The organism is Shewanella marina JCM 15074, from assembly GCF_000614975.1.
Lineage (GTDB): Bacteria > Pseudomonadota > Gammaproteobacteria > Enterobacterales > Shewanellaceae > Shewanella > Shewanella marina.
Window position 1 is genome coordinate 53,178 of record NZ_BALM01000001.1, and the last position, 14,895, is coordinate 68,072.

Annotated in this window: 9 protein-coding genes and 2 pseudogenes; 5 read left to right on the forward strand and 6 right to left on the reverse strand. The window is 41.4% G+C overall.

Translation table 11 applies throughout. The annotated features are described in order from the left end of the window. Positions 1–64 precede the first annotated feature (64 nt). The 5 genes and pseudogenes from JCM15074_RS20240 to JCM15074_RS00285 form a co-directional block, all read right to left on the reverse strand. Positions 65–672 (reverse strand): annotated as a pseudogene (locus JCM15074_RS20240) (TatD family nuclease-associated radical SAM protein). Between the two features lie 156 nt (positions 673–828). Then, a complete protein-coding gene (locus tag JCM15074_RS00270; protein WP_025819284.1) occupies positions 829–3,966 on the reverse strand; it encodes an efflux RND transporter permease subunit in 3,138 nt (1,045 codons plus the stop codon). Beyond that, complete coding sequence (locus JCM15074_RS00275) at positions 3,966–5,144, reverse strand: efflux RND transporter periplasmic adaptor subunit (RefSeq protein ID WP_025819285.1); 1,179 nt, start codon at positions 5,142–5,144, stop codon at positions 3,966–3,968. Before JCM15074_RS00275 ends, JCM15074_RS00270 begins: the two co-directional genes overlap by 1 nt. 143 nt (positions 5,145–5,287) lie before the next feature. Further along, positions 5,288–6,511, reverse strand: a complete 1,224-nt coding sequence (srmB, locus tag JCM15074_RS00280) for an ATP-dependent RNA helicase SrmB (RefSeq protein WP_025819286.1) — start codon at positions 6,509–6,511, stop codon at positions 5,288–5,290. A gap of 133 nt (positions 6,512–6,644) precedes the next feature. Then, entirely contained in the window at positions 6,645–7,370 is a 726-nt protein-coding gene (locus JCM15074_RS00285; protein WP_025819288.1) for a tRNA1(Val) (adenine(37)-N6)-methyltransferase, read from the reverse strand. A 574-nt stretch (positions 7,371–7,944) separates the two neighbouring features. Here JCM15074_RS00285 and brnQ point away from each other — a divergent pair. The 4 genes and pseudogenes from brnQ to recJ all read left to right on the forward strand — a co-directional run bounded on the left by brnQ (position 7,945) and on the right by recJ (position 12,977). Continuing rightward, positions 7,945–9,351 (forward strand): branched-chain amino acid transport system II carrier protein, encoded by a 1,407-nt coding sequence (gene brnQ / locus JCM15074_RS00290; RefSeq protein WP_025819289.1) that lies wholly within the window; start codon positions 7,945–7,947, stop codon positions 9,349–9,351. A 75-nt stretch (positions 9,352–9,426) separates the two neighbouring features. Next, the gene (xerD, locus tag JCM15074_RS00295) at positions 9,427–10,329 is read left to right on the forward strand and encodes a site-specific tyrosine recombinase XerD (protein ID WP_025819290.1); all 903 of its coding nucleotides are present in this window, start codon (positions 9,427–9,429) and stop codon (positions 10,327–10,329) included. Positions 10,330–10,454: 125 nt separating this feature from the next. Continuing rightward, positions 10,455–11,185 (forward strand): annotated as a pseudogene (gene dsbC, locus JCM15074_RS20245) (bifunctional protein-disulfide isomerase/oxidoreductase DsbC). Positions 11,186–11,252: 67 nt separating this feature from the next. Continuing rightward, a complete protein-coding gene (gene recJ, locus JCM15074_RS00305) occupies positions 11,253–12,977 on the forward strand; it encodes a single-stranded-DNA-specific exonuclease RecJ (RefSeq protein WP_025819292.1) in 1,725 nt (574 codons plus the stop codon). A gap of 109 nt (positions 12,978–13,086) precedes the next feature. Here recJ and rpiA read toward each other — a convergent pair whose 3' ends face one another. After that, the gene (gene rpiA / locus JCM15074_RS00310) at positions 13,087–13,746 is read right to left on the reverse strand and encodes a ribose-5-phosphate isomerase RpiA (RefSeq protein ID WP_025819293.1); all 660 of its coding nucleotides are present in this window, start codon (positions 13,744–13,746) and stop codon (positions 13,087–13,089) included. 216 nt (positions 13,747–13,962) lie between these two features. On the opposite strand from rpiA, the gene JCM15074_RS00315 reads away from it, so the two are divergent. Continuing rightward, complete coding sequence (locus tag JCM15074_RS00315) at positions 13,963–14,895, forward strand: DUF808 domain-containing protein (protein ID WP_025819294.1); 933 nt, start codon at positions 13,963–13,965, stop codon at positions 14,893–14,895.

Genomic DNA, 14,895 nt, shown 5'->3' on the forward strand with positions numbered 1-14,895 from the left:
CGTAAGCCTTAATTCAAATATAAATTGTTATCTTTTTTGATGACTAGTTCGCAAGTTTTGCAGCTTAGCCTAGCGCGCCTAATATCCGATGTTTAAAGTTAGCATTCGCTTGATTAACAATTAACTTACAACGCTCGATGTTAACGCCCTCTAACCCATCAATGGCTGATACTGAGACTTGAGAGATAAATTGTGGTGCTAATTTAATAAATTCATTAACGGCTTGGTATGAGCCTTTTAGTTTTGGTCGGCAATGTTGTAAGTATGCCGCTTCTGTATCGGCATTAAGTGAAATGGATAAACTGTCAACGTAGGGTGCTAATTCTGGCAATATATTACGGCGATGGAACAAGTTACCTAAGCATCGGTGTTAACTCTGACTTGACCACCTCTGCTTTTAATTTCTTTGGCGACCTCAAGTAAGGTGGTTAAGTTGAGTGTTGGTTCACCATATCCACAAAAAACATACTGTTCAAATTGGCTAACGTCACCGAGTAACGGGATGATTTCTGCCGCTTTGGGTTGGTGATCTAAGGCTAATTGATATTGATGGATCTGCTTACTGCCATTGTGTTTAGGGCAAAATACACACTGTAAAGTACAGCGGCCAGTGATATTGAGGTAGCGACTTTGACGAATATCATAAACAAGGGTGGCAGTAGTGTGAGTCATTGCTAATTATATAAACAGGAAATATTAATCATAGTCTACCGCACTGACTGATTGATACTGTGAATCAGGTCATATCCCCCAGTTTCTTAACAATTAGCCTTTGTATAAAAGGTTAAAACCGCCATTAGTGGCGGTTTTAGTTAGTCATAATAATGATTAGATGGTTTTTGTATCATGAGCAGGTCGCCACCACCAGTTGAAGAATCTACTGCCTATTTGTTTGAGGTCATTAAGTATAATGTAAAGAATAGGCACTAGAATTAAGGTCACTACAGTTGAGAATAAAATACCGAAAGCAAGTGATGTTGCCATCGGGATAACAATCTGAGCCTGTAGGCTTTTCTCTAACATAATGGGGGCTAAGCCCACAAAAGTGGTTAATGAGGTTAAAATAATTGCTCTAAATCGCATACAGCCGGAATTAATTGCAGCCTCTTTTAGTGATTGTCCTTCTAAGCGAGCTTTATTGACAAAATCAACTAATACTAAGGAGTCGTTTACCACAACCCCGGCTAAGGCGACTATGCCACATAGACTGAGAATACTCATGGATAAGCCTAAAACTAAGTGACCAATAATTGCACCAATGATACCAAACGGAATGACAGACATAATGATTAACGGTTGGCTGTATGATTTTAGCGGCACTGCCATCAAAGCGTAAATAGTGAATAGGGCGAAGAAGAACCCCTGAGCTAAGCTAATCATCGTTGCCGCTTCCTCTGCACTGCCACCATCTAGTACGCTCGATACTGTTGGGTATTTCTGTAGTAACTGAGGTAGAAAATTCTGTTCAATCTCTTTAGTCACTTTAGATGGCTCAGCCACTTCTTTGTTGATATCAGCACTGACGTTAATTGAACGCTGTCCATCAACACGAGTAATTGAAGCAAATGAGTCACCTATATCCATGGTAGCCACACTTGAGAAAGGTAACGCGTTACCATTTGGGGTACGAATAAGCATGTTCTCAAGATGACCAATAGTACGGCGTTGCTCCAATGGATAGCGAACCATCACTTTTATCTCTTCTTTATTTCGCAGAATACGTTGCGCTTCGTAGCCATAAAAGCCATAGCGGACTTGCATCGCTAAATCAGATAAGGTGAGGCCAAGAGACTCTGCTTCTGGCAGAATATGTAGCTTAATTTCTTGACTACCTGAAGAGAAATTATCAGTTACATCAATGACTCCACCATAGGTTTTTAGGTGCTGTTTTAACTCATTAGACGCTAATGCTAATGCATCTAGATCGTCAGATGTTAATCTAAAGCCAATATCACCACCGCTATTACTATTGGTACTGGCTTCCATCTCTAACTTTTTGACCGCCACTAGCTCAGGTAACTGATCGCGCCATGCTTCAGCAATTGCCTTACCGTCAACTTCTCTATTTTCGCTCTTAGTGAGCTCGGCCATAATAAAGGCCGAGGTACGAGAGTCCATATTGATAAAGCTATGTTTTACTACCGGTGCGCCATACTTATCTTCCATTTGCGCATTCATATCGTACAGTGCCTGTTCAATCTGTTTAACAGTATTGAGGGTGTTGGTTTCAGCACTACCTTCATCCATGCTAAGTTCAATTTGAACATAGTCAGATGGTACATCAGGGAAGAATACCCAACGTACTTGACCACTCACAACCAGTGCGATGGCTAAAATTAAGGTGCCAATAAAGATGGCGACGACGGTATAGCGTTGTTTGATACAGCCTGTAAGAAAAGCACGATATTGGTAATCAATAAAATATTGTAGTTTATTATTTAACCCAATTTTAAGGCGTGAAAAAATATTAGGATTAGCACTCGGTTTTGTCGGTTTCATATGTGCTAAATGCGCAGGAAGGATCAGCTTTGATTCAATTAATGAAAAGATGAGACAAAGTACCACGACCATACCAATTGATTTCCAAATCACTCCTTGTACACCTGAGACCATTAACATTGGTGTAAATGCTGCAATAGTAGTCAGTACTCCAAAAGTGGCTGGCATCGCTACTCGTTTAGCACCGCGGATAACATTTTCAATGGAGTGACCATGTTTTTCGATTTCGCTATGGGCACTTTCGCCAATCACAATCGCATCATCAACCACTATCCCGAGTACCAAGATAAAGCCAAATAGACTGATAATATTGATCGACATTGAAATAGGATCAACGGGTAACAGCATCATGGTACCCATGAAGCAGATGGGTAAGCCCATCATGACCCAGAAGGCTAATTTTAGTTCTAAGAAGATCGCTAGAATGATGAATACCAATAATGCCCCATAAAACATATTGGATAGCATCATATTAAGACGCCCCTCAAGGTAGTGGGTCATATCTCCCCAAGTATCGACTTTTATGGAGCTTGGAAGCGTACTTCTTATGTCATCAACATATTGATTTACTTCTTTTGAAATGGCTAATGCATTTTGGTCATCAATACTGATAATTTGTAGCAGTGCAGAGGGTTTTCCGTTGAAGCGGGTATATTCTAAACGTTCTTCAAAAGCATCCTTAATATTGGCCACTTGTGATAGCAAGATTCGGCTGCCATCGGTAGCTGTAGCGACGACAATGTTAGCAAATTCATCGCCCGTGTATGCTTGGCCATTGGTGCGTAATAAAATATCGCCATTGTCCCCACGTATTGAACCGCCGGGTAAGTTTATTGATGAGTTTTTTACGGCATTAGCCACTTGTGAAAAGGTTAGTTTATATTCTCGCAATTTATCTTCTGATAATTCAATTGCTATTTCATAATCTCGAACCCCCACAACTTCGGCGCGGGACACGCTTGGTAGCGCCGTAATGCCATCTCGAATTTTTTTAGCAAATTCTTTCATTTGGGCTTCGGTCATATCGCCATAAACGGCAACCCAAAGTACATTGGTTTGAGGCTCAATTTGGTAAATATCCGGCTTTTCAATATCAGCGGGGAAAGTGGAAATAGCATCAATTCTTAGCTTGGCTTTATCAAGTACATCTTGTGGTTCATAGTCATCATCAACTTCAATGGTGACAGAGCCAACACCTTCCTGCGCGACTGAGGTGATCTTTTTAATGCCACTAATATCTTTAAGTGACTCCTCAATTTTAATGTTAATCCCTTCTTCAATCTCTTCGGGCGCAGCGCCTGGATAGCCTACAGAAATACGAAGGTAATTTAATTCAAAGCGAGGAAAAACCTCTTTATTGATGATGAAGCTGCTAAACAAGCCACCTGCTAATAAAATGAACATTAATAAATTAGCTGCAACGCTGTTGTGGGCAAACCAAGCAATTATTCCTTTATTGGTATCCATTACTGTGCTCCTGCATTGGCAATGGCTGTTTTAGGCTTAGTTTGCTCTCCTGCCACAATGACCTCTTGGCCGGTGCTCATATTATTTAATAAGGTGATCGAGATTTGTTCATTAGGTTGGATACTTTGCTGGATATAGGCGTGTTTTTGATCGCTACGTACAACATTTACCGTACGCATCTCAATGACATTGTTTTTGACTATTGCCACTTGGTTATTTTTAACGAGGTGGCGGGGGAGTTTGACGATATTTTCAAACTCTCGGCCATGAATACTCGCGTTAACAAAAGTACCATATTTTAGCGGAAGCACTGATTTTTTGGTGACTAACTGGTACGGGTCATTAATTTCAGCGACCAAATAAACCATACGGTTAGTATCATCAATAATCCCTTCACTACGTACAATATTAGCTTGCCATGTCATATCTTTGCCTGCTAATTGCGCAGTTAATTCAACCTCAGTGTTTGGGTTTTCAATTGACTCTAAATAAGCAAGTTCGTTGTTATTAAGGGGTAATCTCACTTCAGCAATACTGGTGCCATACAGCTCACCTAAGGTAGTGCCCATGGTGATATATTGGCCTAGATCGACCATACGACTTTTAATTATGCCATCAATAGGTGCGCGAATAACGGTGCGATCTAGATTGCGTTGGGCTCGAGCTAACGTCGCTTGCGCATATTTAACATTGGCTTGTTCTTTTTTAAGTTGTGGTACGCGTAAACCTAATTCGGGAGCAGGGCCACTTTGAAAATCTTGCCACTCTTTTTTAGCTACTTCGCCTAATGCTATCTCTTCATCCAGATTGGCTTGAGCTTGGGCAAGAGATGCTTGTGCTTGGCTTAAGTCCGCTTGATAGTCTGCAGGTTCAATACGGGCGAGCACTTGACCTTTTTTAACCATGCCACCGGCCACAAACACATCGGCAAGCTCTAACAGACGGCCTTGTACTTCGGTCACTAGTTGGGTTTTGTATTTAGGGCTGACTACACCATATGAGGCCAGTTGAACCGACAAATTACTTGGGTTAGCACTAATGATATCGACAATTGGGCGGGTATCAGGTTCTGGCTTTTTCTCTGGCTCTTTTTTACTACTAACTAATAACATTGCCAAACCAACAGAGACGGCAATAATGATGAGGGGGATTAAAATTCTTCTTAGTAGTATCGGCATAGTGGCTTGCTATATAGCTATTGAATAATAACCGTAATTTAGCAGAGGCTATGTAAGCAGGATATGACTTTATGTAATAAAAATGTTTCAAGGTGTATCAAAAAAGGAGCCGGAGCTCCTTTTTTTATAATTTCAAACGCATGTTATTTATTGCGTTTCTTCGCTTTACGCTTTTTAGTCGCTGCACTGACTTTGACTTTTTTCTTAGTCGGCACTTTTGCTTCTTTGTTATTTGGACGTAAGCCTTCGATTGCGCGACGCTTTAGAGGCTGCTCAATATAACGTTCAATTTTGCTCAGAATACGCATGTCATGGGCTTCAACCAATGAAATTGCAGTACCTTTAGCGCCCGCACGACCGGTACGGCCAATACGGTGAACATATACGTCAGCAGAGTGCGGCATATCATAGTTGATAACGTGGGTGATATCATCGATATCAATACCACGTGCAGCAACGTCAGTTGCAAGTAATACGTTAACTTCGCCTTTAGTAAAGCGGCCTAACGCTTGGAAGCGACGTTTCTGCTCCATATCACCACGCATAAATGCACAAGCGATACCTTCATGCTGCAACATACCGTCAAGGCTGCTTACTGCATCACGTGTTTTAACAAACACAATGGCACGTTTTACATCTTCTTGGCGTAATAAGTTACACAGTAATGCAAACTTATGTTCTTTATGGTCGGCTAAGTGGATCCACTGATGGATTTTAGCGCTTTCACTGCGTGGTGGCTCTGCTTCAACAGTGATTGGGTCGTTTAACAGCTCTTTTGCAAAGCGCTTAACGCCATTACCTTCAAGTGTTGCAGAGAACAACATGTTCTGTTTACGGCCTTGAGCTTCAATTGCAATCGTTTGTACGATGTTAGTAAAGCCCATATCAAGCATACGGTCAGCTTCGTCAATGACTAAGATTTCAACATCTTCAGCACTGAACTTTTGCTTTTCTAGGTATTCATGTAGACGACCTGGCGTCGCCACTAGAATATCAACATTGCCTTGCAATGCTTCTTCCTGCGGGCCATATGGCACACCACCAGTCACAATCGCAATATCCAAACCTAAGTCTGTTGCAAGGTGACATGCATAACGATGTACTTGGCTTGCAAGTTCACGTGTTGGGGTTAGCACTAATACACGTGCTTGACCTGGACGACGACGAGGGTAATCAATCAGATGCTGCAATGCAGGCAACAAAAAGCTGGCTGTTTTACCAGTTCCTGTTGGGGCCCGAGCCAAAATATCCCGCTGTTCCATTGCTAATGGAATGGTCTGTTGTTGGATAGTGGTCGGTGACTTATGTCCCATGGCTTTTAATGAATCTAGTAAACTAGGGTCAAGGTCGAAATCTTCAAATTGCATTTAGCAGCATCCTATAAAATTAAGCGCAGCATTATATACGTAATTTTGTTAATTTGCTCAATTATCATCATTAATTGCGCAAACTTTATGCGAGTCAGTATTTATGGGGAGATAAATTAAGCGCTAACTTACCTTATAGTTTGAGATAAAAGGCTTTTGTTAGCGCGATCATCTCGGGGCTATATTGACCGCCAGCCACACAGATATTTAATGTTTGTGGCGCCATAACCTGACCGTTATCAGCCTCTGTTTGACGTAATGCTAATAAAACCCGTTGCGGCAGTTTTCCTATCACACTGACAACGTCTACTTGAGCATAGATTTGTAATGAGTTTTGCTCAAGTTGTTTTGTGAATGCGGCAAGGCTTTGGGTCGGTAAAATAACGCTGATGGTTCCATTTGCCGTCAGTAGTTTGGCCATAATTGATAATAACTGGCCGAAACTCAAATTATCCGTGTGTCTGGCTGTTGCTCGTTCCACCTTTTGCGATTGTGGTCCATTTTCAAAATAGGGTGGATTACAGATGATATGGTCAAATAAAGCGGAGTCTGAGGCTAAATAATGTTGGCAAAACTCATTAATATCAGCATGTTCTATGTTGAGTCTTGAATGCCAAGGGCTTTGTTGAAAGTTCTTTTGGCAAGCTAATGCGGCAACCTCATCTAATTCAACCGCTGTAATATTAGCTGAGCTACGTTGAGCCGCCATTAAACTTAATAGGCCTGAACCTGCGCCAATATCTAGAATCTGTTGTGCTTGGCTAAGATTCGCCCAAGCGCCCAATAAAACACCGTCGGTACTGACGGGCATACCGCACCCATAATCATCAATATGAAACTGTTTAAAGGTAAATGCCATGACGATATCAGTTGGAAAATAAAGCCTAGATTATACCTAAGACCAACTTGATTAAGAAATAGATATCACCTTGTTTGGGTATAAGGGGATATTGAATGGTCGCGTCCCTTGCTTGGGTCAACATCGATTTCAGGTTAGAAGAGTAGGATTTGGGCAAATAACAAGGCTCGCTGATTAACGGTAGGCTAATATTTAACCAAGCTGTCTATTGGTACGGTTTAGTGTTTTATTTGGTAAATCTGCAATTGTTTGGTTTATATGTGTTGAAAATCCAAATAAGGCCTGCTTACTGAGTTTATTTAATAAGCAACTATTGTTTAAAGTTATTATTTTTGGTATTAGTTCGTCCCGTAAACAAGGGTTATAGAACAGATTAAAGCAATTAAATCGTGAGTTTGAGATAAAATGGCTTTAAAATAGCCAAAAAAACTAATAAAACTCGCTAAAACAGCTTAAATTTGTAAAAACTTTCTGTAAAGTTTGATTTACAGTTGGCGAGATTAAGTTAAATAAGCTAGCGCTGATACATAAGCTAGCGTCATCATATTAAGATTGAAAGAATGCGGAGTCGTAAGTGCAGAATCAACAGATGAGTTTTTCAGATACGTTAGGGTTAGGTTTTATGACCTTTGCGTTCTATTTAGGTGCTGGTAACCTAATCTTCCCCCCATTTGCGGGTATGTTAGCGGGTGAAAATATGCATCCTGCTATGTTTGGCTTCTTACTGACAGCTGTTGGTATGCCGCTGATTGGTTTGATTGCTGTCGCTAAAGCGAAAGGCAAAATCATGGGGTTATTACCCGCAGCCGTCGCTACTGCACTTGCCGTCGCCATTTATATTATTATTGGTCCAGCATTTGCTGCGCCGCGTACTGGTTTAGTTGCTTATGAAATTGGTGCCAAACCATTTTTAGACAATACCGATATGATGTTCCATATTGGCAGTATTGCACTGAATCAAGCTCAGCTAGTTTATACGTTAGTATTTTTCGGTATTACCATGTTACTGGCTTTGTATCCGGGCAAACTGCTTGATAGCATCGGTAAAGTTCTTACCCCTGTATTAATGTTCTTGTTGGCGGGTTTAGCGATTTCAGTATTTGTGGGTGCGGGTTCTGCGCCAATGGCACCTCAGGGTGCTTATGTTGATAGCCCTATGGTACAAGGTATCCTAGAAGGCTATAACACGATGGATACGCTTGCCTCGTTAATGTTTGGTATTTTGATTATTGATATCTTACGCAAAAAAGGGATTGAAAGTGCTGAGCTACAAACTAAATATCTCGTGCGAGCAGGTATTATTGCTGCAATCGGCTTAGCGTTTGTGTATGTATCATTATTCTATTTAGGTGCAACAGCTGGCGACATCGCTAATGGCGCTAAAACAGGTAGTGTGATTTTAACTAACTACGTCAACGAAATGTTTGGTGAAACAGGTAAAGTTTTACTGGCAACCGTAGTGACATTAGCGTGTTTGACAACGTCAGTTGGTTTAGTGAGTGCCTGTGCTGAGTTCTTTAATGAACTATTGCCTAAGTTATCTTACAAATTGCTAGTGGTTTTATTAAGCATTATTTGTGCATTAGTGGCTAACGTTGGTTTATCTGAACTAATTAGTATCAGTGTTCCAGTGTTGATGATGATTTATCCAATTGCGATTGCGTTAGTATTAGTGACATTCCTTACCAATATTTATAAGCGTCCTGAACTATCACACCGCATTGTGTTAGCAACGGCATTTATCTTCGGTATTATGGATGGTGTTAAAGCTACGGGTTGGATCAACGTTAATAACTACACTGCAGCCGTTTCAGACAATGGTTTTATGCAAATATTAAATGATATGTTTGCCGCTATTGTGCATGTGTACGCTAAAGTACCGCTGCAAACAGAAGGTATGGCTTGGTTATTACCGACCATGATTGTGATGCTAGCCTGTTTATTACTACCAGCAAAATCTAATACGGTGGCTGCTGCATAGTGACCCGCAGTACTAATCTGCATACAATAATGGCGTAGAGTTTTCTCTATGCCATTTTTTTTATAAGGATTATTTGTGACTCAGACTTATCAAGTTGCCGCCATTATTGATCTGTTTTTAGATGATTTATGGTCCGTACAAGGGCTTAGTGATAATACCTTAAGTGCTTATAAAACTGATTTACGTCAGTTTGATCAATATATTCAGCAACAAGATGTCGATATTATTAACGCTAATGCTGAACAAATCCGTTGCTATTTAAGTGAGCGAGTTGAGCAAGGGATGGCAAAAACATCTTATGCCAGAATGCTAAGCAGTTTACGTCGTTTTTATGGCTATCTGCTTATTAGTCACCGTATTAATATCGATCCTACTGCATTAATTGATTCGCCAAAAATGTCACGTCACTTGCCAAATAGCCTTTCTGAGGCTGATATTGAGCGATTATTGGCCGCACCTAATTACGATGACCCAGTCGAGCAACGTGATAAAGCGATGCTGGAATTGCTCTATGCCACAGGATTACGGGTATCTGAATTGGTGGGATTAACCATGGAACAGATGAGTCTACGCCAAGGGCTTGTGCGTATTGTCGGTAAGGGCGGCAAAGAGCGATTAGTGCCATTAGGCGAAGTAGCGATTAGTGAGGTGGAGCAATATTTACGACAAGCGCGACCTATGTTGCTGGGCAATAAAATGTCTGATGTGGTGTTTCCCTCTAAGCGCGGGCAGATGATGACACGGCAAACATTTTGGTATCGAATTAAGCACTACGCTTTATTGGCTAATATCAAAGGCGAGTTATCACCACATACACTTAGGCATGCATTTGCGACTCATTTATTAAATCATGGTGCCGATTTACGTGTAGTGCAGCTATTATTAGGACATAGCGATCTGTCGACTACGCAGATTTATACTCATGTAGCTAAAGCGCGTTTACAAGAATTACACCAGCAGCATCACCCTAGAGGTTAAAATTGTTGGTTAGTTACCATTAGTTACAGCAAATAGTTGCTTTAAATCAATGGGCATTGTAACTTTTCGCTACTTATCCGGTCTTATCATTTGATAATAAGCCATACACAAGAATAGGAAATCTAATGAAGTTTACTCCAGCGTTGACGTTAATTTTAGCTATGGTTGCAGCGCCTTTTGCCAGTGCAGCGGTGCATGTGACTTCTGATCAAAGCGCAAAAATTTCGCAAGAACTTGTAAATAGCCTTGGGGTTGACGTAATTTCGATTGAACAGTCACCAGTGGCCGATCTATACCAAGTGATGACAGATCGCGGCATTTTATATGTGACTAAAGATGGCACTAAGCTTATTCACGGTAATATGTATGCGCTTAATCAGGGGATGAAGAACCTGACTGAAGCAGCAATGCTGCGCCACGTTTAGCGATTGTAGATAGCCTAAAAGATCACATGTTAGTGTATAAAGCTAAACATCAGAAGTTTGTCGTGACAGTGTTTACCGATACCACTTGTGGTTATTGCCGTAAGCTGCATAGCGAAATGCAAGAATATAATGACTTAGGCATTACCATTCAATATCTCGCATTCCCACGCCAAGGTGTACCATCTGCAAATGCTGATGAAATGCGTTCTATCTGGTGTGCTAAAGATCCATTACAGGCAATGACTGATGCGAAAGCGGGTCAAAGCATTCAAAAGAAAACATGTAATGCTGAAATTAAGAAGCAATACGAAGCAGGTCAAGCTATCGGTATTACTGGTACGCCAGCAATGATTCTAGCTGATGGTACGTTAATTCCTGGTTATCAGCCGCCTGCAAGTTTATTAAAGATTTTAGAATCTTCTCAAAAGTAACTGTTTTTTTAGTATAGTATCGAGGTGAGCTTAGGCTCACCTTTTTTATTTTAGATTAGGAATTGCCGTGTTACGTCAGATTAATCGCCGTCCTCATGTAGATGATAGTCATCTTCCTGCCCATTACTTACCTCGTATTAGACAAATTCTTGCCAGTCGTGGCCTAGTTGAACAAGATTGTGAATTAGCTTTGGCAGGTTTACTCAAGCCAAACACCATGAAAGGGCTAGATCAAGCTGCTCGCATTGTTGCTGATGCGATAGAGCAGCAGTTATCGATCTTAATTGTTGGCGATTTTGATGCTGATGGCGCGACGTCAACCACGATCTGTTTGCGTACACTGAAAATGCTGGGTGCGTTGCATGTTGATTACTTAATTCCTAATCGATTTGATTTCGGTTATGGCTTAAGCCCGCAATTGGTTGAAGTCGCTAGACAAAAAGGCGCGCAGTTACTGATCACCGTTGATAACGGTATTTCCTCAATTGATGGCGTTGCGGCCGCTAAAGCTTACGGTATGCAAGTGGTGGTTACCGATCACCATTTACCGGGTGATGAGCTGCCGCAAGCTGATGCTATTGTGAATCCCAACCAAGTTGATTGCCAGTTTGCCAGTAAATCAATCGCTGGGGTGGGTGTCGCTTTTTACTTGATGTCAGTTTTACGTGTTGAGTTAAGACAACGAGATTGGTATCAGCGCCAAGGCATTGCCGAGCCTAATTTAGGGCAACTGCTCGATATTGTGGCGTTAGGCACAGTCGCTGATGTGGTCAGTTTAGACAATAATAATCGTATTTTAGTACAGGCAGGTTTGCAGCGTGTACGTGCAGGGCGTTGTTGCCCGGGGATTACCGCACTATTAGAAGTGGCCAAACGTACTCCAAGTCGTACTGTTGCTAGTGATTTTGGTTTTGCCGTTGGCCCAAGATTGAATGCCGCTGGACGCTTAGTTGATATGGCGCTCGGTGTTGAAACTTTATTGTGTGATGACATGATGCAGGCAAGGCGTATGGCTGCTGAGCTTGATGGCTTAAATGCTGAGCGACGCGAGTTAGAAGCTGATATGCAACAAGAGGCGCTGCGCAGTCTTGAGCATTTGGAGTTTGATAAAGCGACATTGCCACATGGGATTGCAATTTATCAGCCCGACTGGCATCAAGGTGTGATTGGTATTCTAGCGTCAAGAATTAAAGACAAATATTATCGTCCTGTGATTGCCTTTGCCCAATCTGATGATAATGAAATTAAAGGCTCCGCGCGTTCAATCAAAGGCTTGCATATGCGTGATGCATTGGAGCTGATTAATAGCCGTCACCCGGGCATGATTATTAAGTTTGGTGGTCATGCTATGGCTGCTGGTTTAACGTTAAAAGCAGGCGAGTTTGAACAATTTGCAGAGGCATTTAATCAGGTTGTTGCAGAGCTTATTGCGCCTGAGTTATTGACCGGTGAGCTGTTGAGTGATGGTGAGTTAACCCCTGATGAGCTTAGCATTGAAATGGCACAAGCCATTCGCGATGCCGGTCCTTGGGGACAAAATTTTGAAGAGCCATTATTTGATGGCTATTTTAAAATAGTGCAGCAGCGGATTGTCGGTGAAAAGCACCTTAAATTAATTTTAGAAACTGAATGCAGCCGCGTTATGATTGATGCCATTGCATTTAACTGTGATTTAAAAGTGTGGCCTGATGCAACCATTCAACATGCAAGAGTGGTTTATAAATTGGATGTAAATGAATACCGCGGCAATCAAACGGTGCAGATGTTAGTTGAGCAAATAGAACCGATGTAGCTATGTATGTAGCTATGTATGTAGCTATGTATGTAACTATGGTGATGTGCTGCCCTAGATAACAAAAAGCCTAAGCAAGTTGCTTAGCTTTTTTGATGTTCACGCTAGCTTAACCTTGAATGGTTTTTACGCCATCTGCTGCGCCCACTAATAATACGTCTGCACCGCGGTGTGCAAATAAACCATTAGTCACAACGCCAACAATCGCATTAATGTCAGTCTCTAATTTTTTAGGATCAACAATTTTCATATTGTAAACATCAAGAATAATGTTGCCGTTATCAGTAATCACACCTTCACGGTAAACAGGATCGCCGCCAAGTTTAACTAATTGACGAGCCACGTAAGAACGTGCCATTGGGATCACTTCTACTGGTAGCGGGAAGTCACCTAAAACATCAACTTGTTTGCTGCTATCGGCAATACACACAAATTTTTCAGCAACCGCTGCAACGATTTTTTCGCGGGTAAGTGCTGCGCCACCACCTTTGATCATATCCATGCTTGGGTTGATCTCATCCGCGCCATCAACATAAACACTAATGCCATTCACGCTATTAAGATCAAAGACTGGAATACCTAGAGCTTTTAGTTTTTCGGTAGAAGCCACTGAACTTGATACAGCGCCTTCAAGATCGGCTTTGATAGTCGCTAACGCGTCAATAAAGTGATTAACGGTAGAGCCTGTGCCTACACCTACAATGCTATCTTTTTCGACATATTTTAGTGCAGCCCAAGCCGCTGCTTTTTTCATTTCGTCTTGCGTCATTTTATCATCCTGTAGGGATATCAAATACTGCGGTTAGTATACCCTTAATCCTCAAGTGACTGATAGAAACCGAGTTAGATAATCCTGAAAATATAGAATTTATCTTAATTAGGTGATAAAAAAATACTGTGATGTACTCGTTAATTTAACTGATAATTTCATGCTTTTTAGTAATTGAAGTATCATTAACTGATATAACTTTTTTAGGAAGCATAAATGGCCGGTGCAAGTTTATTAACGCTATTAGATGATATTGCCAGTATTTTAGATGACGTTGCTTTAATGAGTAAGGTAGCAGCCCGTAAAACTGCTGGGGTATTAGGGGATGACTTAGCGCTTAATGCTCAGCAAGTGACAGGTGTTAGCGCTGAACGTGAATTGCCCGTGGTATGGGCGGTTGCTAAAGGCTCTTTAAAGAATAAAGCCATATTAATTCCAGCAGCAATGCTAATTAGTGCCTTTATTCCATGGGCGATTATGCCGTTGTTGATGTGCGGTGGTTTATTCTTATGCTTTGAGGGTTTTGAAAAGGTTTTCCATTGGCTTACCCACAAACCTGATGCCGATGAGGCTAAAACCGTTATTCCTGAAAATATCGATTTAAAGGTGTATGAAGCCGAGAAAGTGAAAGGTGCCATTCGTACCGATTTTGTATTATCGGCAGAGATTATTGCGATTACCCTTGGGATAGTTGAAACCTCTGATTTATGGACGCAGTTTTTTACCCTGTGCGTGATAGCTGTGATTATGACCCTTGGGGTATACGGTATTGTTGCTGCAATTGTGAAGATGGATGATGCGGGGTTATATTTGAGTCAACGCCAAGGCGAGGGCTTTTTTACCCGTGCTTTTCGACGCTTTGGTTTAATGCTAGTGAACGCTGCGCCACCATTAATGAAGTTATTAACGATTGTTGGCACGATTGCCATGTTTATGGTGGGGGGCGGTATTTTAAGTCATGGTATTCATTGGCTAACAGTACAGATAGAACGAATTGCGAGTGCACTACATCAAGTGAATGATGTTGGACCGATTTTAGCTTACATTACCCCGAGTTTATTGCACATTGTGATTGGCGTAATTGCTGGTGGAATAACCTTAGTGGTAATAAGCCTAGTGAACAAGCTTCGTGGGAAGCCTTCTCACTAG

What these genes read in the sequence shown, in the direction of transcription:
- JCM15074_RS00275 (WP_025819285.1), bottom strand. Translation starts at nt 5,144, where the DNA reads ATGCCGATACTACTAAGAAGAATTTTAATCCCCCTCATCATTATTGCC.
- JCM15074_RS00315 (WP_025819294.1), top strand. Translation starts at nt 13,963, where the DNA reads ATGGCCGGTGCAAGTTTATTAACGCTATTAGATGATATTGCCAGTATT.
- srmB (WP_025819286.1), bottom strand. Translation starts at nt 6,511, where the DNA reads ATGCAATTTGAAGATTTCGACCTTGACCCTAGTTTACTAGATTCATTA.
- JCM15074_RS00285 (WP_025819288.1), bottom strand. Translation starts at nt 7,370, where the DNA reads ATGGCATTTACCTTTAAACAGTTTCATATTGATGATTATGGGTGCGGT.
- rpiA (WP_025819293.1), bottom strand. Translation starts at nt 13,746, where the DNA reads ATGACGCAAGACGAAATGAAAAAAGCAGCGGCTTGGGCTGCACTAAAA.
- JCM15074_RS00270 (WP_025819284.1), bottom strand. Translation starts at nt 3,966, where the DNA reads ATGGATACCAATAAAGGAATAATTGCTTGGTTTGCCCACAACAGCGTT.